Source organism: Microseira sp. BLCC-F43 (genome assembly GCF_041929235.1).
Lineage (GTDB): Bacteria > Cyanobacteriota > Cyanobacteriia > Cyanobacteriales > Aerosakkonemataceae > Microseira.
The window spans coordinates 1-23,650 of sequence record NZ_JBHFNP010000180.1 but is presented as its reverse complement, the minus strand read 5'-3'; the positions used below and the strand labels follow the sequence as shown (position 1 = coordinate 23,650).

Here is a 23,650-nt window from a genome sequence, read left to right as displayed (position 1 = left end):
CTATCCCACAAGTAGAATTAATCTCTTTTGGGTTGGGTGAGACAGGCAGGATGCCTATCCCACAAGTAGAATTAATCTCTTTTGGGTTGGGTGAGACAGATAGGATGCCTATCCCACAAGTAGAATTAATCTCTTTCTTGTGGGGTGGGCGTCCCGCCCGCCCATTAGTGCAATAGCTGAGGAATAATTACTGATAACTAAAAGCTATGGAAAATCCAACTAAAAACCTTGATGCTGAATTAGACATCACAGCAGGAGGGGGGTTAAATCTTTGGCTAAACCAAGGTTTTACTTGGCTAGTTTATGGGGTTGCTATCTGTACGGCATTGACGCTGTTTTGGCTATCGTGGGTGATTTTACAGCAAGCGCTGCCAGCGATTCAACAATTTGGGCTGGGGTTTTTGTCGGGGAGTGAATGGAATATAGGCGAGTTAAAGTTTGGTGCTTTGCCGTTTATTTATGGCACCCTGGTATCGAGCGCGATCGCACTCCTAATCGCCGTACCCGTGGGGGTTTCAGTAGCTTTGGTCACCAGCGAAGATTTTCTGCCTCCAGCGGTGCGCTCGCCGATTGCATTTGTAGTAGAATTAATTGCCGCGATTCCCAGCGTAATTATCGGACTGTGGGGCATTTTTGTCTTAATTCCCTTTCTGCTACCCCTACAACAATGGCTATTCGATCAAGCCAGTTTTATTCCCCTATTTAGCACCCCACCTTCTGGCCCAGGTTTGCTCACTTCGGGGATAGTGCTTGCGATCATGATCGTGCCAACAATAGCAGCAATTAGCCGCGATGTATTGCTAGTGGTTCCCAAAGAATTGCGCAGTGCTTCAATGGCTTTAGGTGCTACTCGTTGGGAAAGCATTTTTCGCGTATTGTTACCTTCAGGTGCTTCGGGAATTTTGGGTGCTTCTACCCTCGCCTTGGGGCGCGCATTAGGCGAAACAATGGCGGTGACAATGGTGATTGGCAACTCACCTCAAATTAACCCTTCTTTGCTGGAATTATCATCTACAATTCCCTCCGTCCTCGCCACTCAATTTGCCGAAGCATTAGACCCATTGCATATCGGATCCTTGATGTATTTATCCTTGATTCTGTTTGTTATCACCTTGCTGGTTAACATAGCAGCCGTTCTTTTAGTACGGGTGCTGGGACACAAGCAAGCATGATAGTAATCGCTAATATTTCCATAGTTGAACAGATCTAACAACCAATTAGCAATTAGCAATTAGCAATTAGCAATTCATGACCAATCCTTCCTCCCAGTTAGAAACTCCAGAATCAATCATAGCCGAACTCAAAAAACCTTTGCCCATAGGTCGAACTTTATTCACCTATGGCATGACTGTGTTAGCATTTGCCCTTACGGGTTTGGCGCTGTTACCCCTAGTAGGAATATTGTGGTCAATCCTGCTTCAGGGAGTGCCCCAATTGAGTCCAGAAACCATCACTTCTTTACCAGCACCAGTTGGGGTAGAAGGGCCAAATGGTTTTGGCAATGCTATTTTAGGAACGTTAATTATGGTCGGCATTGCTTCGGCAATTAGCATTCCTTTCGGTTTGTTGACTGGCATATACTTATCTGAATTTGGCAAAAATTCCAAAACAGCCAGCGCTATTCGTTTCATTACTACCGTTCTGACGGGTATTCCTTCAGTGATTATAGGCGTTTTTGCCTATGGGGTTGTAGTGGTGACTAAAATAGGGATTCAGAACGGTCAAATCTTCTTCGGACGGGAAGCAATTGACCAAGGAAGTGGGGTGCCGCTTCCGGGTTTTCTGAGCGCGATCGCCAACATTTTCGGTTACGATATTAATACTTTATCAATTGGGATAGGTGGATTTTCAGCCCTAGCTGGCGGTTTTGCACTTTCTATACTCATGCTACCAGTCGTAGCGCTGACTACGGAAGAAGCCTTGAAATTGGTGCCAATCTCTCAACGCCTCGCCTCTGCTGCTTTGGGTGCTACCCGCTTCCAAACCACTTTTAAAATTGTCGTTTCTACAGCTTTACCCGGTGTGACTACAGGTATTCTACTCGCTGTAGCGCGTGCGGCAGGCGAAACAGCACCTCTGGTTTTCACGGCTTTGTTTAGCGATAACTGGCCCGATGGATTATTCAATCCTACCCCTTCGCTTTCGGTTTTAATTTATAATTATGCTAATTCTCCGTTTCCAGAGCAAAATAATTTAGCTTGGACGGCTTCGGTGGTGTTGGTAAGTTTAATCTTACTGATCAGCATTGCGTCTCGCATGGTGACGCGGCGACGATGAAGGAAAATTTTAGATTTTAGATTTTAGATTTTAGATTTGAATAAAATCTGCAATCTGCAATCTTAAATCTGCAATCCGTCTTAAATCTGCCATCTCAAATCTTAAATTTACAATCATATCATGAAACCAGAACCCAAGAAAGCATTTAAACCGATTCCTCCCAAGGGGAAAAATATGGCAGCGGCGGTTCAATCTACGGCAGAAACTTTAGTTACAGCTTTGAAAGTCCGCAATTTAAGCTGCTACTACGGCGAGAAAAAAGCGGTTGATTCTGTGTCGATGGATATTTACCAAGGGCAAATTACTGCGATTATTGGCCCTTCAGGTTGCGGTAAATCAACTTTCATCAAAGCCTTAAACCGCATTAGCGAATTAGAAGCCCAGGTACGCTTTGAAGGAACGGTGGAATTTTTCGGTCAAAATATCTTTAGTCGCGGCGTTAATTTAAACCGACTCCGCCGTCAAATTGGTATGGTATTCCAAAAACCCAATCCATTTCCCATTAGCATTTACGAGAATGTAGCTTACGGCATTAAAGTAGCAGGGAGCAAATCAAAAGCCGAGTTAGATGAAATTGTAGAATCTGCATTGCAAGGCGCGGCGTTGTGGAATGAAGTCAAAGATAATCTGAAAAAATCAGCCCTAGGACTTTCTGGCGGTCAACAACAGCGTCTGTGCATTGCTCGTGCTTTGGCGGTGAAGCCGAAAATTCTGCTGATGGATGAGCCTTGTTCGGCGCTTGACCCAATTGCCACAATGAAAATTGAGGAATTATTGCAGACGCTGCGGGATAAACTGACGATTGCGATCGTGACTCACAACATGCAACAAGCATCTCGCGTGTCGGATTATACGGCGTTTTTCAATGCCGATGAGAGTCGCATCGGTCAGTTAGTGGAATTTGGCCCTACTGCTAAGATTTTTACCGAAGCCTCGAATGTGGACACCCGCAATTACGTCGCGGGGTTGTTTGGTTAAACAGATGTTAAGGTATAGAATCGATTGATTCTAGCGAGACATCCAAAATTACAATGGCTCGTCTGGCAACTACCATTGAAGCGATTCTATACCTGAAAAGCCAGCCCCTGTCGCTGGCTGCGATCGCCGAATACGCCAAATGCGACAAAAACGACGCCCAAGAAGCGCTGCTGGAACTGATGGACGACTACGCCCACCGCGACAGCGCTTTGGAAGTGGTCGAAACCCCCACTGGTTATTGTCTGCAATTGCGGACCTCGTTTCAGGACTTGATGCAAAATTTGATACCACCGGAAATAGGGGTGGGGGCTTTGAGGACATTGGCTGCGATCGCGCTCAAAGGCTCGATCGCTCAAACCGAATTGGTCGAGTTACGCGGATCTGGAGCTTACCAGCAAGTGCAGGAACTCGTACAATTAGGCTACGTCCGCAAACGCCGACAATCGGAAGGGCGGTCGTATTTGCTACAAGTAACAGACAAATTTCACCAGTATTTTGAACTAGACCAACTCCCCAAACAGCTAGAGTTACCTTTCAACGCAGTAGGGCGAGGGAGAGCGACAAGCGAGAGCGACCCAGAACAATCAGAGGAAACTTACGACTGAAAGCAGACAGGACTTACGTAAACAAACCCGGTTTCTCAGCTGGTAGTGGGTAAGTCCTGGCAGAGAAACTGTGATGGGGCGCTTCTTGCCTCGATATTGGTGGAAAAAATAAATGGATCGGCAAAAAAGGCTATTTACTGGTCATAATAGCTTCTTTTCCCCCAAAATTTTCCTCTCCCTGTTACATCTCCCTGTCTGGTGGGAAATATGTCAAATTAGAGTTAGTTCAACACAAAGGCTCCTCATGGTCTTTAACCCTGATTTTCTCAGTTCTGATACCGAAAATGCTCCAGCCAATCCACTGCTGAAATATCTGCAGCATCAATCTCCGGAGGTTTTAGCCCGCGTCGCCAAGTCTGTCAGTCCGGAAATCAAGCAAATTATTTCTCAAAACGTTCAAGGTCTGGTGGGAATGCTACCAGGCGAGCATTTTAACGTTCAAATTACCACAGACCGAGAAAACTTAGCCGGTCTGCTAGCTTCGGCGATGATGACAGGTTATTTCCTGCGTCAGATGGAACAGCGGATGCAGCTAGAGGAAAGTTTACTTGGTTCAATGTCCCTCAAGCAGGAACCAGACAGTGCCCAATAATTTTAGATTTTAGATGGCAGATTTTAGATCTTAAAGGTAAAACAATCATCCCATCTAAAATCCAAAATCTAAAATCTAAAATTTCCTACCCCATTCGCTCGGCTGGAAATGTACCCAGTCGCACTTGGATATTTTGGGTTTGCCCGTTGCGGGTGACTTCGAGTTCCAAGATAGAACCTATGGCACTAGCTTCTACTAACTCTTGTACTTTAGAAGCTTCTTTGATCGCTACGCCGTTAATTTTTTGAATGATATCGCCTCGGCGCAGACCCGCTTGGTCGGCGGGTGAATTGTCGAAAACCCGCATCACTAACACGCCCCGCTCCTGGGTAATGGTAAGGTTACTTTCTTGAAGTAGCTGTTCTTTTAAAGCTGGGGTCAGTCCCGCCATTTGAATTCCCAAAAAGGGATGTTGCACCTCGCCTTTAGCTAACAATTGATTGGCGACGCGCTGTGCGGTTTCGATGGGGATGGCAAAGCCAAGTCCTTGAGCATCGGCGCGAATTGCAGTATTAATGCCGATAATTTCTCCCGCAGCGTTTAATAGTGGCCCTCCAGAGTTACCGGGGTTAATCGCCGCATCGGTTTGAATAAAGTTCACTCGTTTATCTGGGACGCCGACTTGGGAACTGGAACGCCCCGTAGCGCTGATAATACCCACCGTTACCGTGTTATCCAAACCCAGGGGATTGCCGATTGCGATCGCCCACTGACCCGGTATCAAATTTTGCGAGCTACCTAAACTCACCGTCGGTAAATTGGTGGCGTTAATCTTCACCACTGCCACATCGGTCAGCGGGTCTGTTCCCACCACTCGCCCTTCAAACGTGCGACCGTCTTTCAGCGTTACTTGCACGGTCTTCGAGCCATCTACTACGTGAGCATTGGTAATCAAACTGCCATCAGAACTCAGTAAAAACCCGGAACCAGTGCCGCGTTCTAACCGTTCTTCCGGCCCAATCGGCGAGTCATTGCCAAAGAAGCGCCTAAACATGGGGTTGCGAAACGCTTCCGGGATTGGTATTTCCACCTTGCGCGAGGCATCAATTCGCACCACCGCAGGTCCCACCTTTTGGACTGCCTCAGCGATGAAATTGACGCTGTTGGGGTCAACATTCGCCGTTTTGCCGCCCCAATTGCGCTCAATTGGCAACGGGGGCAACATGGGGGCAGTTGCCTGGTAAGTTGGGATGAAGCGACTTTCCGCTTGCAGGTGGCGGCTAGCTAACACCCCTGCACCGCCGCCAATGGCGAGCAAAGTGAAATAAAGAGTCAGCTGCTTTACAGATAAACTCATAAGTTAAAATTCCACTGAAAACCCACCCTATGAATCGAATCACGAGGAAAGCGGGGCGGGGTGTAACGCTTTTCCTGAGAAAAACACAGATAATAATCTACTTTAACTTGCTCTAAACGAGGGTTTCACCTATTGCAAGGTTGAGAAAGTTTGCGCCCTTGTGGGAGACTTGGCATAAAATTCAGTTTTGGTAAGGTAATTGCCAGCTTTGAGTCATCGGCGTTGTCAGGGCTAAACCGCTAAAATACACCAGCAGTACTTACGCAGGTCGAGGCCATCACCAAAGTTTCTGCGTAAATCTCTGGTTGCCAAACCAATGATTTTTCTTAGAAACCCGGTTTCTTTGGGTTGTTAATTAAAATTTCTTCACATTGATTGCTTGATTCCATGACTCTATATCGTTGGTTTCCAATTGTCTCGACGCTTCTGTGGCTGTTTATACCCGCCTTGGCAGTGAAAGCGAATCTGACTGAACCCGCTTTACAACCGCAAAACTTAAATTGTCCCGCACCAGCGCTGGAGCGCCTGAGCAAACACCTGGTTGCCCTGGGCGAGACACTGGAGAGTATCGCCCGTCAACATAATCTGATTCCGGCTACCCTGTTAGGATTGAACCCTAGTTTAAGGTCGGGTGGAGTGCAGGTAGGAACCGAAATCGTTATTCCCCCCTTTAACGGCATTCGCGTAGAAGTACCTGCAAATCAAACTTGGCGCGATGTGGCAAAAGCTTACAACGTGCGCGAGGCTATTTTATACGAAGTCAATGGCTGTCAGGAAAATCCCAGAGTTGTGTTTGTACCGGGAGTGAATTGGTCGCCGGAAACCCTAGGAGTAGAAGAAGTTACGAGGGAGTTGACAGGATATCCTTTACCTGCTATAGCAATGGTGGGATTGCGCTACGGTTGGCAGCTGAGATTGGGTACGGGTAAGGTAGAATTCCACAGCGGTGTAGATTTGTTGGCAACCCCTGATACGCCAGTTTTAGCGGCGGGAAACGGTGTGGTAGCTTTTGCCGGGGAGCAAGGCAATTACGGTAATTTAGTGGTAATCAATCATCAAGACGGGTTGCAAACTCGCTACGCCCACTTGAATAATATTACAGTCACGACTGGACAAAGAATTATGCAGGGAGAGGAGGTGGGAACCGTTGGTGCAACGGGTTTCCCCGATATTGAAGCATCTCACCTGCATTTTGAAATTCGCTACAACTCAGATTTAGGTTGGGTGGCAGAAAATCCCGAACCGTATTTGAGGAATATGAGAGTGGCTAATCGTTAATGGCTAATCGCCGATCGCCGATCGCCGATCGCTGATCGCTGATCGCTGATCGCTGATCGCTAATAGGTCAAGGGCAATTAGCAATTAGCCATTAGCAATTAGCAATTACTCAGCGGTTACATGAGCTAACTCTGCTTGCTCTGGGGATGGGGCTTCGGTGATACCAAACAGGGAGCGGTACAATTTATCGTACTCGTGGGCGGATTTATCCCAGCTGAAATCCTGCGCCATGCCGCGCTGTTGTAGGGTGCGCCATTGCTCTTTGAAGCGGAAGCCTTCCCAAGCTCGAATCATAGCGGTAAATAGATCCAAGGGTTCGTAGCGGTCGAAACAATAACCCGTACCGGCTTGGTTGACGGGGTCGTGGTGGGTTACAGTATCGACTAACCCGCCGGTACGGCGCACGATGGGGACGCAACCGTAGCGCATGGCGAGCATTTGGCTGATGCCGCATGGTTCAAAACGACTAGGCATGAGGAAGGCATCGCAACCTGCGTAGATGCGGCGGGCGAGGGCGTCGTTGTAGAGTAGGTAGGTTGCCATGCGACCTGGATAACGGGAAGCCATTTGCCACATTTGACTTTCGTAGTAGCGATCGCCTGTCCCCAACAAGATAAACTGAGCATCGGTATAGCACATGAAACGGTCGAGGATTTGCAGCGACAAATCAATGCCTTTCTGTTCCACCAACCGCGTTACCATACCAATCAGGAACGAACCTGAATTGACTTCTAACCCAACTTCTTCTTGCAGCGCGACTTTATTCGCCTTTCGTTGATCGAGTGTATCGGCACTGAAGGTTTGAGCGATATATTTGTCGGTAACGGGGTTGTAAAGTTGGGTATCGATGCCGTTGAGAATCCCGGATACCTTACCGCTGACGTAAGATAACAAGCCTTCCAATTGTTCCCCATACGCCGCAGTCTTGATCTGATCGGCATAGGTGGGAGAAACTGTATTTACCCAGTCGGCAAATTGAACTGCCGCCGCCATTGTATTGTGTCCTTGCATGTACCAAGGACACCAAGTCATTTGCTCTAATCGCCAGCGCCACGGACCTTGATAAGCTAGGTTGTGAATCGTGAAGACGGTTTTGATCTCCTGGTCTTGGTGCATCCACACGGGAATCATTCCCGTATGCCAGTCGTGACAGTGGATGATTTCTGGTTTCCAGTAGTTCCAGGCAAATTCTGCCGCCCCGTTAGCAAATAAGGTGAACCGCCAGTCTTCATCGTCTCCATAGTAAACGCGACGGGGCCAGAACGAAGGATGACCGAATAAATATAAGGGTACATCGCTATTGGGCAAGACGTTTTCGTAAATCGAGAAACCCTGTCCCATCGCATTACCCGACCAGATAGGGGTTTTTGGAATAGTAATCTTGTCTGGTAGGAAGCCATAGTAGGGCATGAAAACCCTTACGTCATGCCCCAATTTTCGCAGCACTTTGGGCAAAGCCCCGACGACATCGCCCATGCCGCCTACTTTTGCCAGGGGTGCTGCTTCAGCAGCAACAAATAGAATTCTCATTTTAACGTTCGTCTTCCCTCAGACTAGGCAGTCAAATTAGAAACAAATTGTTAAGGTAATCATACCTGTAGACGCGCACTGCAAAACAGTCCTTGGTGATTTGCTAATTGCTAATTGCTAATTGCTAATCGCCTCAGGGGGAGTAACCATTAGCCATTAGCCATTAGCCATGCCCCCTACCCATTTAACGCTGAATTTGAGCAAAAATCTCGTCTAAGATGGCTTTTGCGCCTTTTTCGCGCAAGAGTTGGGCGAGTTGGATGCCGATTTGTTCGGCATCGCTGGCAGCGCCGGTAATGGTATCTTTGATCAGTCGCTGACCGTCTAAACTGGCAACCATGCCGGTGAGGGTGAGGGTATCTCCATCCAGGTGGGTGTTGACGCCGATGGGGACTTGACAGCCGCCTTCTAATTCTCGCAGAAAGGCGCGTTCGGCATAGCAGCGATAGGCTGTTGGTTGGTGTTGGATGACTTGAAGTATTTCTATGATTTCGCTGTCTTCGGCGCGACATTCGATACCTAATGCGCCTTGTCCAACGGCGTGCAGGGATACTTCACTGGGGATGACTTGGTGGATGCGATCGCTCATTCCCAGTCTTTCCAATCCGGCGACGGCTAAAATCAACGCATCGTATTCTCCAGCATCGAGTTTCCCCAGTCGCGTATTCAGGTTACCCCGGATATCTTTAAATGCCAGATGGGGGAAGTGGTGGCGCAACTGTGCCAAACGCCGCAGGGAAGATGTGCCGATGACTGCGCCTTCTGGTAAGGTATCGAGTTGCTTATCTTTATGCTTTTCGTGGACGACGAGGGCGTCTGCGGGATTTTCCCTGGCGGTGACGCATCCGAGTACCAAGCCTTGTGGTAACCGGGTGGGCAGATCCTTGAGCGAGTGTACGGCAAAATCGGTTTCGTTGTTGAGCATCCCGACTTCCAGTTCTTTGGTGAATAGTCCTTTATCGCCGATTTTGGCTAGGGCGACATCGAGTATCTTGTCGCCTTGGGTACTCATGGTGTGGACTTCAAAAGTCCTGCCGGGAAAGTGTTTCTGGAGTTGTTCTTGCACCCAGTAAGTTTGAACCAACGCCAGTTGGCTTTTACGGGAAGCGATGCGAATCGTACGGGGAGGACTGGAAACGGTTAGAGACATAGTGCGAGCGCGCCACAACGCAAACAGAATAGGTCACCCAATCTAGACTACCGCAGTGCGCGATGCTTAGATATTCGATTCAACCTGTCTCAACGGGAGTTTTGTTTTTACATTTTGTAACGACGGCTCAGGCGTTGGTGCAGCCTCGACAAAGGAGAGCCGCTTCTTTTTCAATAAATCAAAACATTTTATGTTAAAATAAGTACCTTTTTTCTTAAAATAAGATTGACCAGAAAAAACAGTAGCAATTGTCTGGTTGTCATACCATTTCTTTTGAGGGACGCTACCGATGGTAGAGGAGTGTTGTAAGAGTGGGTTTTACTGACAAAGTTTCACAAAAACAGATAGCCTGGTTCAACCCACCTGGTGTAAAAATTGATCGGTGCGCCTCAAATTGGAAAGGGTATTAATGTCAAATACTCTCAAGTAAGGGACTCGCATTCGCGAGTAAGAACATGAAAATTGAACTAGAAACCAATGACTTTGATGAAAAATCCTATTGCCACCTCTGCGGCAGCACATTTATAACCAAAGAAATTGTAGCAAAAGCTTACAATGAATCGGGTGATTATATAAGCGATGTTTGTCCGCAATGCATCGCAACAGGAGCCGAGGGAATTAGCATCAGAATGCGCTCCCGTGCCGAACATTTGCGAGTGTTGGCAGCCCAGTTAGAAAAACTGGCATGGGATAATATCGAAGCACCGAGTATCGAGGAATTGAATATCATGAATCAAATTGTCAAAGCGTTGTATTGATTGAGTAGTAGCGGACACCCTAAAGGATGTCGCTACACAAACAAAGCCTGCCTTCGCAGGCTTTTAATTAATCATGCTCTCATCCCCCGATGTTTTACTGTTTAGCAATTCCCTCAAACGACTCGGAACCCAAGGGACTGGGAACCCATCCTGCAATATTCTTGCGTTTGGCTAATAGCGGTTGGGAATGCACAATTGGCAGGCGCACTACTTCTTTGTGCAAAATTTCATCAACTTCTGCGTAAATTTTAGCCCTGGTTGCTTTATCCCCAGTCGCCCGTCCTTGATTTAATAATTGCAAAAGTCGCGGATTTTTCCAACCTCCCAAATCGACAGTAGAACCGGGGCCAAAGTGGGGATAATAAAAACTATCTGGGTCGCCATAGTCGGCTGTCCAACCTAACATGAAAGCTTGGAATCCCGGCGGTTTTTGTCGCTCGGCAATGTAAGCCGCCCAATCTTTTGTTTTGAGCGTTACTCGAATTCCAATAGCAGTTAAATCGGCGGCGAAAGCTTCAGCAATCGGTTTCGGTGTGGGAAAATAAGCGCGGGAAACCGGCATGTACCACAGTTCCAAATCGAAGCCGTTGGGATAGCCAGCTGCGGCTAAAAGTTGTTTGGCTTTCTGCGGGTTGTATTCGTAATTGGCAATCTTTTTAGATTGGAATTCTGCCAGGGCAGGCGGGGTAAAGTGAGCGTCGCTAGTGCCTAAGTTGCCCCAGAAAGCTTGGACGATTTGTTGAGTGTTAATGGCGTGAGCAATCGCAACTCTCACCCGCGCATACGACAAGGGTTTATAACTAGGATTTAACGCCAAATATCCCACATTAAAAGAAGGACGAGGAACCGCTGTTAAATTCGGGTCGCTTTGAATTTCTTTGATTTGATCTGGAGCCAAATCAACGGTAAAATCTATTTGCCCAGCTCTAAGTTGGGCAAGCCTTGCGGCTGGGTCGGTAATAAAGCGAATTACCAGTTGATTCGCTTTAGGAAATCCGGATTTCCAGTAGGTGGGATTTTTTTCGATTCGGATGCGATCGCCAGTCCGCCATTCCTTGAAAATAAACGGCCCCGTCCCCACCGCCATAGCCGCAGGAGTACCATATTTTGCCCCAGCTTGTTTAATCGCATTTGGGCTGGCAATACCAAAGAAAACCGATCCAATTGCAGCCGGAAACGCAGCAAATGGCTGTTTCAATACAAACTGAATCGTAGATTTATCCACTAGGACGATATTTTGCAAAAGAGAATTTGGCTGTCCTTTAAAACCGCCAAAAACTTGAGGCCAAATTTGATAATTTTTCCCGGCATCCCGGTGTCCATTCGGGTGTTTCTCATCCCACCAACGTTCTACGTTAAACTTAACAGCCTCGGCGTTAAATTCGCTACCGTCGTGAAATTTTACCCCGGATCTAAGTTTAAACGTCCAAGTTTTACCATCTTGGGAAACCGACCAACTGGTAGCTAAACTTGGTGCAAGTTCGGTTGTTCCTGGTTTGAATTCGAGCAAGCGATCGTATATTTGATCTTGGACGATCGTAGAATTGCCATCGGTGATATTCCCCGGTTCTAAATTGACAGGTTGTCCACCCGAACCATAGACTAACACGCCTTGGGTAGTTGCGCCTGGACTGCTGGCGTTGGGAGAAGTGCTAGGCTGATTTCTACAATTAGAAAGAATTAGAGAAAAGGCACAAACTGCCGTCAAAAGAGCGAGTCGCCATTGCTTCCATCTTTTCATCAGATTAACTCCTGGCATAGTATTAATCTATGTTAAGGGAAAACGGGAAAATATAACATTTGTTAAGAGAGATCGCAGGTGGCGAGGGATAGTAATATCTTGCTAAAATTTTCAGATGGGTGCAACAAAGAACGTTGTAGTAGGGAACATCAGGAATTTTTGTAACTAACTCGAAGATTTTCTCCCGCCGTGCCCCTTTGTCTATTGTTGACAGTATTACGCGCCTCTTACCATCATGAATTTACTGAAGCTTTTACAAAAGCCTAAATTATGGCTCTTGGGGATAGCAGTTAGCTTAATTGGTATTCACTTGAGTTTAGTCGGTAAAACTGCACCGACTTTCTTTCTAGGTACAAGTATTCTGTTTTGGCTGTCTGTAGTATCCCGATTATGGGAAAAACGTCGCACCTTAAGTTTAAACAGTGGGGTGTTCTCCAGGTTTTTTGGCATGACGCTCATTATTTTGGTCATCGTCAAGATTTTATCCCTGAATGGTTACGATCCTTTTCTTCGCATCTTTCCTTTAATTTCTGCTTTGGGTTTAGGTTTAATTGCCTCTGGGATTAAGAAATTAAAACAATATTGCCAGGAATTCATCCTTTTGATTGTTCTCGCAGTACCGCCGGAGTTAATCACCGATCCAATTAATCAGCTAATCGGCGTTAGTTCTTTAACGGGTAAATTTTCCAGCTTTGTTCTGTGGTATTTAGGCTATGAAGTCTTGGCTGACGGGGATTTTATTATTCAACCAAAAGGAAAGATATGGATATCGCCTGAATGTGCGGGATTGACAACGCTGCTTTGGCTGTTGCAACTGTCAGCGCTTTTTTTAATTGTGTTTCCCCTTGAGTTTGGCAAAAAAATTTTAGTGCCTATTGTGGCAGTTATCACGGGATTTGCAATCAATGGGTTGCGGATTGCTTACTTGGCTGTTCTTGCTTTCTCTGATCGGGAAGCATTTAATTACTGGCATTCACAAAATTCCCAAATATTTTCGCTGCTTTCTGTACTGCTGATTGGAATATTCTGCCTTTGGCTGATTAAGCAAGAAGAATCGGAAGATGGGGAAGATGACGCTAAGGACGCGGGGACACAAAGACACGGGGAATGAAGAAGATGACGCTAAGGACGCGAGGACGCAAAGACACGGGGAATGAAGAAGATGAGGAAGATGGGGAAGTAATTACTTCTACTTCGTTATCTCCATCATCTTCATCATCTCCATCATCTCCATCATACGGCTGCAATCCTCTGTAAATCTCCAGGTTGTAGTGGCGGTGGCGGTTGGCAGGCATTCATAATTGGGATACGTAAATCTTCATGGGTAGCCTAGCGTCTAAAGGTACAGCTACACAAACAAAATCTTATGGCAGATAATCCCAATCAACCCAAAGAATATGACGCCGTACTAGGAGGACAAAACCCGCCCCCCATTGATGCTGCCGTCTTAGGCGGAATTGCGGGAGTTAAAAAACGCCTCGCCAGTCGAGTTTTAGAAGTAAGGATAGCGGCACTTTCTGACGCGATCAAGTATGGAGAGAAAAGCTTATATTTAGTGCTGCAAGCCTTGCAAGATGAGTCAATGTTGATGAAATTTGCTGCATATTTCTGAATCAAAGATAGACAGGAACCCAAACTCAAACAACAGATCAATAATTTTCTGCCTAGCTTTGAATTTGAGGTAATAACAGTCGATGGGTTTGGGCAGATAAATAGTCGTTGCCCTCACCATGCCCAATATTTTACAGAAGACTTGGGGGATGAAGTTGGGCTGGAAATGGTTTCAATTCCAGGGGGGACTTTCCTGATGGGTTCACCGGAAACGGACAAAGATCGGTTTGAGTCGGAAAGTCCACAGCATCAAGTAACTATCAAACCCTTTTTTATGGGCAAATACAGCGGATTGCAAACTCGTCTTGGTACAGCATTTTCGCGCCTTTTGTGTAGCGGCAGCATTAATGCTGCCCGCACACTGCTGCCAAGGTGTACCTCATCCGAGTGCAATCCGCTGTATACCATGACTTACGCACATAGGGGGGATAGATCCCCGCGTTGCCCCCCTTGGTAAGGGGGGTTGGGGGGATAGATCCCCCCAACCCCCCTTGGTAAGGGGGGTTGGGGGGATAGATCCCCGCGTTGCCCCCCTTGGTAAGGGGGGTTGGGGGGATCGATCCCCGCGTTGCCCCCCTTGGTAAGGGGGGTTGGGGGGATAGATCCCCGCGTTGCCCCCCTTGGTAAGGGGGGTTGGGGGGATAGATCCCCGCGTTGCCCCCCTTGGTAAGGGGGGTTGGGGGGATCGATGGGTAATTCATCTAGATTTAGCGTCGATATTCGTCCCCACAGTCGCCAATTAGTTTAAACAAATCCCTGGATTTATTTGTTATCGCATCTATCTGTTTTAGATCTGAATCATCCAGGTGCAAATCAAACACTTTGGCGTTGTCTTCTAAGTGTGCGGAAATTCCCAACCTTGCGCCAACAATGACACCCGCTACTGCTGGTTTATCCAAAATATAACGAACTGCCACATTGGGAATGCTGACTCCATGCTTATCTGCAATTCCCTTGAGGACAGAAAGCAATTCCTGGAATAAATCCCAACCGCCCCAAGCATCTACCATATTCTTGTATTTCCTCAAACTCACGGTGTCGAGTTGTCCGCCACGGGGTTCGGGTTGTCCCAGATATTTTTCTGATAACAAACCGCCGCAAAGTGTACCGTAAGTGAACAGCTTAATATCGTGCTGTTGGCAGAACTGAATCATCGCCACTTCGGGACGGCGGTCAACAATAGAAAATTGCACTTGGTTGGATACTATCTTGATGCCGTTGTCAAGGATAATTTTCAAATGTTCTGTATCGAAGTTCGTTAATGCCAGGTGCTTGATTTTCCCCTCAGTTTGCAGATCTGCCATATGCTTGAGGGCGTCGAGGTAATTTTTATCCCCGTATTCCCACCAGTGGAATTGCATCAAGTCTAAGCAATCAACTTTCATCCTGCGGCGGGAGATATCAATATTATCTTCCACCAACTTTCTGGTCATTTTACCGGGTCTTGGTACCCATTTGGTAAATGCTTGCAGGTTGGATAAAGCTGCTTCACCTCGCGTGGCGATTAATTGACGCCTAAACTCGCCAATAAAGTCTTCAGCGGGGCCATAATGGTCTGCCATATCCCAAGTAGTGTAACCTGCATCCAGGTATTTAAACATGGTTTGGATGGCGGCATCTTGGTTAATGCGTCCGTGTCCGCCGGATACTTGCCACATGCCGTTTAAAACTCGACAGATGTTCAAATCTGGGGTAAACTGTATCCGGCTCGATTCTGGTAGATTCATGTTGCTGCTAAAAAAGATTATGAGGTTCGCTCAAATTTTGACACTAACAGGACTATGGCAAAGAAACTTGATTTGATCAACCCGGTTTCCGGCCTCGACCTGCGTAACTCCTGACTCAGATACTTCTGTGCCTAATTTTTATTTTTACACAGATCTCCACCCAGATTAGCTACCGTTGCTCGTTTTCCAGATTTTTATTTGTTTATGCAGCAATTAACCCAGAAAAACTTGAAGAAAATAATTTATGAAATCAGCAACAAAATCATCAATATAATTGGTAATTTATTAGTCAAAGGTTGGGATAGGAGACTTTTAGGTTTATCCAAACTTTCTATCAGAACAATTATTGATGTGGGAGCGAATGAAGGTCAATTTTCCCAAAAAAAAAAATTTCCAGGTATTTCCCCTGGCTAAGATCTATGCTTTTGAACCACTGCCCACTCCTTTTAAAAAAGTGAAATCCTGGGGGAGAAAACAAAAGGGTAAAGTCACTGTTTTTAACTTAGCTTTGGGCGATGCGGTGCAAGAGATAGAAATCCAACAGCATTTGTTTTTTACGGCTTCTTCCTCTATATTGAATCCAACTAAATTTTGTGAAAAAATGTACCCGATGACCAAAAAGCAAGAAACAATTATTGTGCAGCAGTCAACTTTAGATCGAGAGATTTCCCAGTTGCCGTCACCGCCCCAGTCTGATATTCTGATTAAACTTGACGTACAAGGATATGAAGATAGGGTGATTAGAGGTGGAGTTGAAACTTTTGCAAAAGCTAAAGCATGTATCGTAGAAATATCCTTAAAGCAGCTTTACGAAAATCAAGCCCAATTCAAAGAGATTTTCACTTTAATGGATAATCTTGGATATAAATATTGTGGTAATTTAGACCAAGTATACGATCGAGATGGTTCTGTGATATTCTTGAATGCAGTTTTCATTAAATAACAAATCCATATGCGAGTTGAACCTTGTTGCCAATCTTTACTGGCTAATATTTTGCCAGTTGTAGACCCAAAAAAAGAAGGTATTTGTATTGATGTTGGTGTGGGAACGTTTGCATTTTATTGTGAAATATTTGCGAAATTAAGATTTTCAACTTTGGCGGTGGAACCTTTGCCGGTGAAGAAGTTACAGCGGATATGTCAAAAGCGCAATATTGGTTTAATTCAAAGTTGTCTTTCTGATAAAAATGGCACAGAAAATTTGTATATGGGAACGTTTGCGGGATTATTAAATAATAACTTTAGTTCTTTGTCACCGGATTGGTTTGGGTCTTCTAAGCAAATCAAACAAGTCGAATCGATTACATTATCTAAGTTAACTTCAACGATTGAAGCTGAAAAAATTACTTGCTTCAAAATCGATATTGAAGGATGGGAATCCCAGGTGCTTAAACAATTGGTTGAATTACCCGATTCCCTGATTCCGAAGGTAGTGATGTTTGAATATGGCGGGGGTATTAACCGACAAAAGGGTAAAAGAGGTTGGTCGCCCCAATTTTTGAATGCTACGATGGATTGTCTGGCGGTATTAAAGCAGTGCGGCTACGGTTTCAGCGTGATGATAGACTATGCCTATCATGCAAAAGAAAGAATCTTTGATTTGCAATTATCTGATTTAGAACCAGATTCAATTTTTGATTCAAATGCAGTTTATGGCAACATTATTACCTGCCATAACTGGCGGTATTCAGAGGATGAAATTGCCAAATTATGTCGCCCTTATTATGGGGGTTGGACAAATTTGGTCTTGACGACAATTTTGTCGAGATAGGTCGAGTTATATCAAATCCGGTGGCATCGGAATGATAAGCTTTCTGGGGAATTGCTAATTGCTAATTGCTAATTGTCCCTACAGGTCGTAATTCCGATGCAACCGTAGTCCTGATGTAGTTAAAACCCGATGACTAAACTCGAATCGATATCTCCTAAGTTGGCGCACCCACTCAATGCCATTGCTAAATCTAATTCATCGCGCAATAGTTCGATGATGTGTTGGACTCCTGGTTCTCCGCCTACTGCTAATCCCCATAATATTGGGCGTCCTAATAATACTGCTTTTGCACCTAATGCTAAGGCTTTAAGGATATCTGTGCCGCGACGGATGCCGCCATCTACTAGGATATCTGCTTTATTTCCGACTGCGGCGACGATTTCAGAGAGGGCGTCGATGGATGCGATCGCACTATCCAATTGTCTCCCTCCATGATTCGATACAATTACCCCCTTGGCGCCACATTCCACCGCACGCACTGCATCATCTCCCCGCAATATCCCTTTGACGACTAACGGTAGGGGCGATAAAGATTGCAACCATTCCAAATCTTTCCAAGTTAATGCAGGATTTAACTGTTCTAAAAAATAAGCAAATAAACCAGATTCCCCCGGTTTGTAAGCTATTTCTAAATCGGATAGTGCGGCTAAATTCGCCAATTCCATCCCTGGTGGTAACGCAAATTGATTGCGCATATCCCGTTCTCGCTTACCTAAAACCGGGGCATCAACGGTGAGGCAAAGTGCTTGATATCCTGCTTTATAGGCACGTTCTACCAGTGCTTTTGTCAAACCTCTGTCGCGATGCACGTACAATTGAAACCATAATCGGGAATTGGGGTTTTGCGAGACTGAGGCAACTTCTTCGATACTTTTTGTTGCTAAGGTACTTAATACCATTGTGCTTCCCAATTTCGCCGCAGCTTTGGCGGTGGCAATTTCTCCTTCTGGATGCGCCAAACATTGAAACGCCATCGGTGCAATTAAAATCGGCAACGGCAAAGTTTGACCGAGTATTTTCGTGGTTAAGTCTCGCTGACTCACATCTACCAACATCCGGGGACGGAGTTTATAGCGTTCAAAAGCGGCGCGGTTATCCCGCAGGGTAATTTCGTCCCAGGCACCGCTGGCATAGTAATCTAGCGCCATCTGGGATAGATGCTGTTTGGCGAGGGTTTCGTACTCGAATAGATTAATCGGTTTAATCGGATTAGCCATTTGCTAATCGTACTCCATAAAGCGACAAAGGCGTGAAGCGAAGCTATCGCGTAAGCGACTCGCATTTGCTAAGTTGTAGTTACCGTCACTTAAATTTCCTGCAATGCGTAAATTTTTATCAACTACAATTGGCACGGTAACGCTATTCGGTTTGGGAATTGCTGCGGGGACAATTGCTACTGCAAGTCCCCATCTACCAGGCGTACAAGTTGCTCAACAACCGAACTGTAACAATCCTCAAACGCAATCAGAAATGAATGTCTGTGCGGGAATTGCCTATCGCAATGCGGATCGCAGGTTAAATCAAGTTTACCAACAATTGCTGCCCAAGCTACCTGGTGCGCGCAGACAGCAATTAACGACTGCACAGCAAGCGTGGATTAGATATCGCGATGCTAGTTGCAATTTTGAACGCAGTGAAGTTGAAGGGGGAACAATGGCGCCGATGATTCAAGCGAGTTGTTTGGCAAGATTGACCGAACAGCGAACTAAAGATTTACAGCAATATCTGGAATCTACTAATAAATAAATAGCTAATGGCTAATTGCTAATGGCTAATTGCTCATTAGCCATTAGCTATACATGATATCAATCCCAAATCCCTTGACTTTTCTGTTCTTTTTCTGATATTGTTATTTTCATAATGGTCAAGGCGCGCGCTTATATATAACGGAAAAAAGATCGCATTCAGTAGGGGCACGGCATCGATCGGCTTTGCTGGTAACGAGAAGATTTTCCCTCGCCGTGCCCCTACAACCAAATATCGCATCCCCTTCCTTATTGTCCAATGGGTGTGCGATTCCGCGAAGCGGATATGCCTCCGGCACATCGCATTTCTACTATCGGAGAACAATATATTTGATTAAAATACTCATCACCTCCCTTGTGTTAGCCATTGGTTGGAGGGGACTCCACGCACCAACTTCGGCGTAACCAAGGATGTGCAACCTGTGAATTTCGCCCCTCACCGCTTTAGGAGAACCAATCAGCAAATGTTTCAGCGGTTCTCTTGCGGGACTTGTTTCATCGGGAGTTGGAGAGGGGAGGGAAAGCTTGGAATTCCGATTGGGATTGGGTAAAAAGCTTTGTTTCATTGGTTTCAAACCTTTGTTGGTTTAGCCTGATATGCAAAAAAATACAACACTCAGCCTGAGAGGTGCCAGATATTTGGTGTAAATATTCAACCAAAATTTAGCGAGCTTTCTCAATCCGCTGTAGTACCTCGAGCAAAAATTCTTCGTGCTTACCTGTCGCCTCAATCACTTCTCGGAGCGTATCGGCGTAAGATAAGGTGCGCTTGTGGTAGTCAGGCATTTTCTCAAAGTGCGAACCCCACCGCTTCACGGCGTCGATATTGACCCCCAAAACCTTTACCAGAAGTTCGTTACATCGGGCTTTGTAGCCTCTGGCTTGCTGTTGTTCTTCTGTGGCATTGAACCATCGACGGCAAAAATCCCAAGCTTCCATTGAGTGACTCAGCAGGTTAAACCATTTGTCGCGGCGCGACGTTCGACAAGTGCGTAACATGGGGTAAAATTTACACCTATTGGGTGGAACGATACCATCATACTCGGTGTAAAGTTTCCCCTGATAGATTATCACCGAAATTGATGCGATCGACTTACGGTTTCCTTCCGTCTTCTGCCTTTTGCTTTGTGCGTTTTGATTGCAAGGGTGCATCCAAAACTTTGGTAATGCGATCGCGGGTTTCTGCCAAATGGGCTATTGTATATTCGTCTAAATTTTTACCTTGCTTTCTCAGGGTGCGGTCGATCTGGGAACGCAGTTGTCTGAGTTTTGACCAAGCAAGCGATCGCCCATCTTCTGGTACGTTGGCTGTCCGCAGTACCATGTTGATTAATAGTTGCAAGTGTTCCCGCTGCAACGCTCTCCGCAAACTGGAAATTTTCACCGATTCGTCTAGTTCTGTCCAAATTCCCGCTTGCAAGGTATTAAATAATTCAGGCATTGTCAGGGATTCTCCGGGTGGGGATTTCAATTCTAAGTCGCGCAAGCGGGAGAGGCGATCGCCTGAGAGCAATATTCTTAAAATGTAGCTTTGGAAAGAAAAGATGCGATCGTGAATGGGATAATCTAAGCGATTCATCACCGCTGCATTCCCCAAATCATTCCACCGCGAAGGTGCTAATTTATTGAGCAATTCTGGTGGGAAATTAAACGCATCAGCAGCGAATAAATACTTTTGCAAAACAGTCAATGCTTCTCGCTGCTTGGAGGCGGGGACGGGTACAAAAGGGAGGGGTTGGTTTTGTGGGTTGGGACGGACGCGATAAAACGATTGTCCGCCAATATATTTAGAAATAAAATAAACCTGTCGCCAATAATAAAACAATATTTGGTCAAAGCTTTCTCTGAGTTCGCTGTAATCCTCGTCTGGGGATGGAGGACGCCGATTGAGGCGATCCCACAAAATGCGAGCGTTATCTAGTTGTAGCTGGGAATAGCGTAACGGATCGCTGCTTAAATCGTAGGTGTTGACAGTTGGATCGAGATCGAATACATCCTCATCGGGTGCATAAGATAGTTCTGGATTATTCGCTTGTCTATTAGCAATTTGTTGTAAAAATGGCTTTGACGCCAGAGTAGTTGTTGCGGTGCTGGGTTTGTAACCATATTCTATCGCCCATTCGTCATAAGGCCCTACAATAACTGGGAAATAATCTCCTTGCTGCGTACCAATTGGCGCTAAATTTATGGGTACGTAGTCCATCACCGAACTCACCATTCCTTTAGTGCGGGTGATGTTGCTGTTATTAAGTTCCTCTGGTTTAAGCAGAGTACTAGCGCGAAAATTGTGTCGCAAACCTAACGCATGTCCGACTTCGTGAGCAACAACCCATCGCCAGAATTGGTGAATAAATTGTTTCATTTCCTTCGGTTTATTTTGAACTAAGGGAACTGCAATCTCTCCGATGGCTAATTGATAGTTTGCTTGAGTCAGATTGCAGGTTGGTTTAGTTAAATTCGCATTCGAGGATGGTTGGTTTTCGACAAAAGTGCGATAGTCTTGCTTTTGCGATCGCACCAAATCCCCATCGACAACAATATCCGCATCCAAAATTTCCCCAGTCAGGGGATTTACTCGCGATGGCCCTATGCCAAAAAATGCCGCATCCAGAGAATTGAGCCAGCGAATCGTATTGTAACGCAGGTCCGCTGGATTCCAAGGTGCATTATCCGGCATCTGTTGCACTGACAAAGCATCTTTAAATCCGGCTTTTTCAAATGCCTGATTCCACATCAACACCCCTTCGCGAATCGCCTGGCGATATTCGATGGGAACGGTATTTTCAATCCAGAATACAATCGGTTTTTTCGGCGGAGAAATTGTCGCATTGGGGTCTTGTTTCTCTAAATGCCAGCGATTAATGTATCGCACAAAAGGATCTGGTTGATTATCGCCAGAAAAGTCTTTATAGGTGGTATAGTAATAGCCAACGCGCTCATCTGCAAGGCGGGGATGATAGTTGTTATTTTCCGGTAACTGAGAGAAACTGTAATGCACTCTCAGACTCAGCGCCCGACTATCGGGTAAGGTTGGCAGATCGGGTTCATCTTCACCATCCGATAGCGTGAACCCGTAAATCGCATCGATTTCTACATTCAGGGGAAACCCTCCAGTTGTGCCAAAATAAGATTTGCTCCCATCCAGTTCGTAACGAACCTGTAAAGTTTTTCTCAGCAGATACTTTAACCCAGGTAAATCCTTCAAAAGCAGGTTTCCCAAATCGACAAGCATAGTCCGCCGTTGGGGATGAATGCTGATAATTTTGAGAGAATCTAGCACCGAATCGGAAAAAGATCGCTCCACCGAAAGTCTTTGGCGGTGATTGGGATTCGCCCGAAAATTTACATTGCGAACCGTAAAAAGTAAATTGTTATTCACCCGGCGAAAATAGAACAAGAAAGTTGGCAGAGGTATACCACTATACAACCATTGTTCGCCAATCCCCGACGCTAGGGTAATAGTAGCCAGGTAGTTTTTATCCAGTTGTTCTGGTTTAATTTCCAGGAATATTTTGCCATTTTGTTTGTGGCGATAAAGCGTAAATAGCCCTGGTAAAGTTTCAGCGTTCTTGACCGCCTCATCGAAACTTGACATTGAGGCGCTTGCTTCATCTTCGCTTTCAATATTTGACTGCCCAGATACAATAGTCGCATCTTGGGGCGGCGCGATCGCTTGTAACAAGGGAGCTTGAACTAAGATAATTCCTAACAATAGTACGACACAAAGAAGGAAATAAAACGATAACTTTTTCATAGGCTCTCGATAGCACTATTTTAGTTTATCAAAAGCTTAGTGCTACTTCAAGAACAGAGAGCGATCTCAGCTAGGCGCGCGCCATGGCAAATCTTCACCCAGATGGGTGAAATAATGGCGACGCTAGGATGCAACAAGCTAGGATGGTAATGGCATTCCTACAAGCGGGGATATAGTATGGAAGCACAAGAGCAACGCAAGCTTTTATCGACGCTATGTCACGGCTCGATATTTTTTAGCTCTACCTTTGTATCTGTAATCATACCGCTGGTTATTTTATCTGTAACCAACGATTCAGTGGTAAAACAAAACGCCAAAGAGGCAGTAAATTTTTACATCAACCTTTATATCTATGCAACCATTTTCTTTTTTCTAATCTTTGTTTTAATAGGGTTTCCTCTGCTAATTATGTTGGGCGTCGTTAGTTTGATAATGCCCATTATTGCGATTCTTCAAGTTCTCAGCGAACCTGACCAACCCTACCGCTACCCGTTGATTTTCCGGGTAGTGTAGCGACTGTAGGGTGTGTCAGGCGCAGACTATTAACCTATTGGTCGAAACTCACACATTCTATGCGCCTGACGCACTACCCTAAGAATTTAAGATTCTACCTTTGGGCTATCTTACAGCGGATTGCAAGTGAGTGAGGTACACCTTCAAACGCTGCAATCTGCGTACGTGGCTCCGATCGTAACGAAAGTTTAAGCGTTGGTAACGAAAGTTTAAGCGTTGGTAACGACAGCTTGAGCGTTGGTAACGACAGCTTGAGCGTTGGTAACGACAGCTTGAGCGTTGGTAACGACAGCTTGAGCGTTGGTAACGACAGCTTGAGCGTT

At 45.8% G+C, this 23,650-nt stretch carries 25 protein-coding genes; 15 read left to right on the top strand and 10 right to left on the bottom strand.

The features are described 5' to 3' along the window. The first annotated feature begins 206 nt into the window (after window positions 1-206). The 5 genes from pstC to ACE1CM_RS25275 all read left to right on the top strand — a co-directional run bounded on the left by pstC (window position 207) and on the right by ACE1CM_RS25275 (window position 4,452). The gene (pstC, locus tag ACE1CM_RS25295) at window positions 207-1,172 is read left to right on the top strand and encodes a phosphate ABC transporter permease subunit PstC (protein ID WP_374881516.1); all 966 of its coding nucleotides are present in this window, start codon (window positions 207-209) and stop codon (window positions 1,170-1,172) included. A 76-nt stretch (window positions 1,173-1,248) separates the two neighbouring features. Continuing rightward, complete coding sequence (locus tag ACE1CM_RS25290) at window positions 1,249-2,277, top strand: PstA family ABC transporter permease (protein ID WP_374881514.1); 1,029 nt, start codon at window positions 1,249-1,251, stop codon at window positions 2,275-2,277. Window positions 2,278-2,451: 174 nt separating this feature from the next. Further along, window positions 2,452-3,255 carry a phosphate ABC transporter ATP-binding protein PstB gene (pstB, locus tag ACE1CM_RS25285; RefSeq protein ID WP_374881518.1) on the top strand — a complete coding sequence of 268 codons (804 nt, stop codon included), beginning with the start codon at window positions 2,452-2,454 and terminating at the stop codon, window positions 3,253-3,255. Window positions 3,256-3,308: 53 nt separating this feature from the next. Beyond that, entirely contained in the window at window positions 3,309-3,860 is a 552-nt protein-coding gene (gene scpB / locus ACE1CM_RS25280) for an SMC-Scp complex subunit ScpB (RefSeq protein WP_374881513.1), read from the top strand. A gap of 244 nt (window positions 3,861-4,104) precedes the next feature. Further along, window positions 4,105-4,452 (top strand): DUF760 domain-containing protein, encoded by a 348-nt coding sequence (locus tag ACE1CM_RS25275; RefSeq protein WP_226582503.1) that lies wholly within the window; start codon window positions 4,105-4,107, stop codon window positions 4,450-4,452. An 85-nt stretch (window positions 4,453-4,537) separates the two neighbouring features. Here ACE1CM_RS25275 and ACE1CM_RS25270 read toward each other — a convergent pair whose 3' ends face one another. After that, window positions 4,538-5,749, bottom strand: coding sequence for an HhoA/HhoB/HtrA family serine endopeptidase (locus ACE1CM_RS25270; protein WP_374881510.1), 1,212 nt, complete (start codon window positions 5,747-5,749; stop codon window positions 4,538-4,540). A 387-nt stretch (window positions 5,750-6,136) separates the two neighbouring features. Between ACE1CM_RS25270 and ACE1CM_RS25265 the strand changes: the two genes are divergently transcribed. Next, the gene (locus ACE1CM_RS25265; protein ID WP_374881508.1) at window positions 6,137-7,027 is read left to right on the top strand and encodes a peptidoglycan DD-metalloendopeptidase family protein; all 891 of its coding nucleotides are present in this window, start codon (window positions 6,137-6,139) and stop codon (window positions 7,025-7,027) included. A gap of 105 nt (window positions 7,028-7,132) precedes the next feature. Here the strand turns inward: ACE1CM_RS25265 and glgA are convergent, their stop codons facing one another. Together glgA and hemC are read right to left on the bottom strand one after the other, a co-directional pair. Beyond that, window positions 7,133-8,557 (bottom strand): glycogen synthase GlgA, encoded by a 1,425-nt coding sequence (gene glgA / locus ACE1CM_RS25260; protein WP_374881506.1) that lies wholly within the window; start codon window positions 8,555-8,557, stop codon window positions 7,133-7,135. 184 nt (window positions 8,558-8,741) lie between these two features. After that, complete coding sequence (gene hemC, locus ACE1CM_RS25255) at window positions 8,742-9,707, bottom strand: hydroxymethylbilane synthase (RefSeq protein ID WP_374881504.1); 966 nt, start codon at window positions 9,705-9,707, stop codon at window positions 8,742-8,744. Between the two features lie 455 nt (window positions 9,708-10,162). On the opposite strand from hemC, the gene ACE1CM_RS25250 reads away from it, so the two are divergent. Continuing rightward, a complete protein-coding gene (locus ACE1CM_RS25250) occupies window positions 10,163-10,465 on the top strand; it encodes a hypothetical protein (protein ID WP_374881502.1) in 303 nt (100 codons plus the stop codon). 94 nt (window positions 10,466-10,559) lie between these two features. Here the strand turns inward: ACE1CM_RS25250 and ACE1CM_RS25245 are convergent, their stop codons facing one another. After that, complete coding sequence (locus ACE1CM_RS25245; protein WP_374881500.1) at window positions 10,560-12,206, bottom strand: ABC transporter substrate-binding protein; 1,647 nt, start codon at window positions 12,204-12,206, stop codon at window positions 10,560-10,562. Window positions 12,207-12,441: 235 nt separating this feature from the next. On the opposite strand from ACE1CM_RS25245, the gene crtA reads away from it, so the two are divergent. After that, a complete protein-coding gene (crtA, locus tag ACE1CM_RS25240) occupies window positions 12,442-13,317 on the top strand; it encodes a cyanoexosortase A (RefSeq protein ID WP_374881498.1) in 876 nt (291 codons plus the stop codon). Here the strand turns inward: crtA and ACE1CM_RS25235 are convergent. After that, entirely contained in the window at window positions 13,283-13,501 is a 219-nt protein-coding gene (locus ACE1CM_RS25235) for a hypothetical protein (protein ID WP_374881497.1), read from the bottom strand. The genes crtA and ACE1CM_RS25235 overlap by 35 nt on opposite strands. A 71-nt stretch (window positions 13,502-13,572) precedes the next feature. Between ACE1CM_RS25235 and ACE1CM_RS25230 the strand changes: the two genes are divergently transcribed. Together ACE1CM_RS25230 and ACE1CM_RS25225 are read left to right on the top strand one after the other, a co-directional pair. Next, window positions 13,573-13,818: a hypothetical protein gene (locus ACE1CM_RS25230; protein ID WP_374881495.1), complete on the top strand. Its 246-nt coding sequence runs from the start codon at window positions 13,573-13,575 to the stop codon at window positions 13,816-13,818. A 165-nt stretch (window positions 13,819-13,983) separates the two neighbouring features. After that, entirely contained in the window at window positions 13,984-14,274 is a 291-nt protein-coding gene (locus ACE1CM_RS25225) for a formylglycine-generating enzyme family protein (protein ID WP_374881493.1), read from the top strand. Between the two features lie 250 nt (window positions 14,275-14,524). Here ACE1CM_RS25225 and ACE1CM_RS25220 read toward each other — a convergent pair whose 3' ends face one another. Then, window positions 14,525-15,544: an aldo/keto reductase gene (locus ACE1CM_RS25220; RefSeq protein ID WP_374881491.1), complete on the bottom strand. Its 1,020-nt coding sequence runs from the start codon at window positions 15,542-15,544 to the stop codon at window positions 14,525-14,527. 204 nt (window positions 15,545-15,748) lie between these two features. On the opposite strand from ACE1CM_RS25220, the gene ACE1CM_RS25215 reads away from it, so the two are divergent. From ACE1CM_RS25215 to ACE1CM_RS25205, 3 genes are read left to right on the top strand one after another with little or no spacing between them, the layout of a single operon-like run. Beyond that, window positions 15,749-15,958 (top strand): hypothetical protein, encoded by a 210-nt coding sequence (locus ACE1CM_RS25215; RefSeq protein ID WP_374881489.1) that lies wholly within the window; start codon window positions 15,749-15,751, stop codon window positions 15,956-15,958. Between the two features lie 40 nt (window positions 15,959-15,998). After that, window positions 15,999-16,487 carry an FkbM family methyltransferase gene (locus ACE1CM_RS25210; RefSeq protein ID WP_374881487.1) on the top strand — a complete coding sequence of 163 codons (489 nt, stop codon included), beginning with the start codon at window positions 15,999-16,001 and terminating at the stop codon, window positions 16,485-16,487. Between the two features lie 9 nt (window positions 16,488-16,496). After that, complete coding sequence (locus ACE1CM_RS25205; RefSeq protein WP_374881485.1) at window positions 16,497-17,315, top strand: FkbM family methyltransferase; 819 nt, start codon at window positions 16,497-16,499, stop codon at window positions 17,313-17,315. A 119-nt stretch (window positions 17,316-17,434) separates the two neighbouring features. On the opposite strand, the gene ACE1CM_RS25200 is transcribed toward ACE1CM_RS25205, so the two are convergent. Then, the gene (locus tag ACE1CM_RS25200) at window positions 17,435-18,532 is read right to left on the bottom strand and encodes an alpha-hydroxy acid oxidase (protein ID WP_374881483.1); all 1,098 of its coding nucleotides are present in this window, start codon (window positions 18,530-18,532) and stop codon (window positions 17,435-17,437) included. Window positions 18,533-18,635: 103 nt separating this feature from the next. Here ACE1CM_RS25200 and ACE1CM_RS25195 point away from each other — a divergent pair, with 103 nt between their 5' ends. Beyond that, window positions 18,636-19,061, top strand: a complete 426-nt coding sequence (locus ACE1CM_RS25195; RefSeq protein ID WP_374881481.1) for a lysozyme inhibitor LprI family protein — start codon at window positions 18,636-18,638, stop codon at window positions 19,059-19,061. Between the two features lie 310 nt (window positions 19,062-19,371). Here ACE1CM_RS25195 and ACE1CM_RS25190 read toward each other — a convergent pair whose 3' ends face one another. The 3 genes from ACE1CM_RS25190 to ACE1CM_RS25180 form a co-directional block, all read right to left on the bottom strand. Further along, window positions 19,372-19,626 carry a hypothetical protein gene (locus ACE1CM_RS25190; RefSeq protein ID WP_374881479.1) on the bottom strand — a complete coding sequence of 85 codons (255 nt, stop codon included), beginning with the start codon at window positions 19,624-19,626 and terminating at the stop codon, window positions 19,372-19,374. A gap of 97 nt (window positions 19,627-19,723) precedes the next feature. Further along, window positions 19,724-20,134, bottom strand: a complete 411-nt coding sequence (locus tag ACE1CM_RS25185; protein WP_374881477.1) for a hypothetical protein — start codon at window positions 20,132-20,134, stop codon at window positions 19,724-19,726. Between the two features lie 19 nt (window positions 20,135-20,153). Further along, window positions 20,154-22,814 carry a zinc-dependent metalloprotease gene (locus tag ACE1CM_RS25180; protein WP_374881476.1) on the bottom strand — a complete coding sequence of 887 codons (2,661 nt, stop codon included), beginning with the start codon at window positions 22,812-22,814 and terminating at the stop codon, window positions 20,154-20,156. 177 nt (window positions 22,815-22,991) lie between these two features. Between ACE1CM_RS25180 and ACE1CM_RS25175 the strand changes: the two genes are divergently transcribed. After that, window positions 22,992-23,327 (top strand): DUF4870 domain-containing protein, encoded by a 336-nt coding sequence (locus ACE1CM_RS25175; protein ID WP_374881475.1) that lies wholly within the window; start codon window positions 22,992-22,994, stop codon window positions 23,325-23,327. Window positions 23,328-23,650 lie beyond the last annotated feature (323 nt).

Coding starts and splice junctions, on each gene's coding strand:
- pstC (WP_374881516.1), top strand. CDS start 207: ATGGAAAATCCAACTAAAAACCTTGATGCTGAATTAGACATCACAGCA.
- ACE1CM_RS25290 (WP_374881514.1), top strand. CDS start 1,249: ATGACCAATCCTTCCTCCCAGTTAGAAACTCCAGAATCAATCATAGCC.
- pstB (WP_374881518.1), top strand. CDS start 2,452: ATGGCAGCGGCGGTTCAATCTACGGCAGAAACTTTAGTTACAGCTTTG.
- scpB (WP_374881513.1), top strand. CDS start 3,309: ATGGCTCGTCTGGCAACTACCATTGAAGCGATTCTATACCTGAAAAGC.
- ACE1CM_RS25275 (WP_226582503.1), top strand. CDS start 4,105: ATGGTCTTTAACCCTGATTTTCTCAGTTCTGATACCGAAAATGCTCCA.
- ACE1CM_RS25270 (WP_374881510.1), bottom strand. CDS start 5,749: ATGAGTTTATCTGTAAAGCAGCTGACTCTTTATTTCACTTTGCTCGCC.
- ACE1CM_RS25265 (WP_374881508.1), top strand. CDS start 6,137: ATGACTCTATATCGTTGGTTTCCAATTGTCTCGACGCTTCTGTGGCTG.
- glgA (WP_374881506.1), bottom strand. CDS start 8,557: ATGAGAATTCTATTTGTTGCTGCTGAAGCAGCACCCCTGGCAAAAGTA.
- hemC (WP_374881504.1), bottom strand. CDS start 9,707: ATGTCTCTAACCGTTTCCAGTCCTCCCCGTACGATTCGCATCGCTTCC.
- ACE1CM_RS25250 (WP_374881502.1), top strand. CDS start 10,163: ATGAAAATTGAACTAGAAACCAATGACTTTGATGAAAAATCCTATTGC.
- ACE1CM_RS25245 (WP_374881500.1), bottom strand. CDS start 12,206: ATGAAAAGATGGAAGCAATGGCGACTCGCTCTTTTGACGGCAGTTTGT.
- crtA (WP_374881498.1), top strand. CDS start 12,442: ATGAATTTACTGAAGCTTTTACAAAAGCCTAAATTATGGCTCTTGGGG.
- ACE1CM_RS25235 (WP_374881497.1), bottom strand. CDS start 13,501: ATGCCTGCCAACCGCCACCGCCACTACAACCTGGAGATTTACAGAGGA.
- ACE1CM_RS25230 (WP_374881495.1), top strand. CDS start 13,573: ATGGCAGATAATCCCAATCAACCCAAAGAATATGACGCCGTACTAGGA.
- ACE1CM_RS25225 (WP_374881493.1), top strand. CDS start 13,984: ATGGTTTCAATTCCAGGGGGGACTTTCCTGATGGGTTCACCGGAAACG.
- ACE1CM_RS25220 (WP_374881491.1), bottom strand. CDS start 15,544: ATGAATCTACCAGAATCGAGCCGGATACAGTTTACCCCAGATTTGAAC.
- ACE1CM_RS25215 (WP_374881489.1), top strand. CDS start 15,749: ATGCAGCAATTAACCCAGAAAAACTTGAAGAAAATAATTTATGAAATC.
- ACE1CM_RS25205 (WP_374881485.1), top strand. CDS start 16,497: ATGCGAGTTGAACCTTGTTGCCAATCTTTACTGGCTAATATTTTGCCA.
- ACE1CM_RS25200 (WP_374881483.1), bottom strand. CDS start 18,532: ATGGCTAATCCGATTAAACCGATTAATCTATTCGAGTACGAAACCCTC.
- ACE1CM_RS25195 (WP_374881481.1), top strand. CDS start 18,636: ATGCGTAAATTTTTATCAACTACAATTGGCACGGTAACGCTATTCGGT.
- ACE1CM_RS25190 (WP_374881479.1), bottom strand. CDS start 19,626: ATGAAACAAAGCTTTTTACCCAATCCCAATCGGAATTCCAAGCTTTCC.
- ACE1CM_RS25180 (WP_374881476.1), bottom strand. CDS start 22,814: ATGAAAAAGTTATCGTTTTATTTCCTTCTTTGTGTCGTACTATTGTTA.
- ACE1CM_RS25175 (WP_374881475.1), top strand. CDS start 22,992: ATGGAAGCACAAGAGCAACGCAAGCTTTTATCGACGCTATGTCACGGC.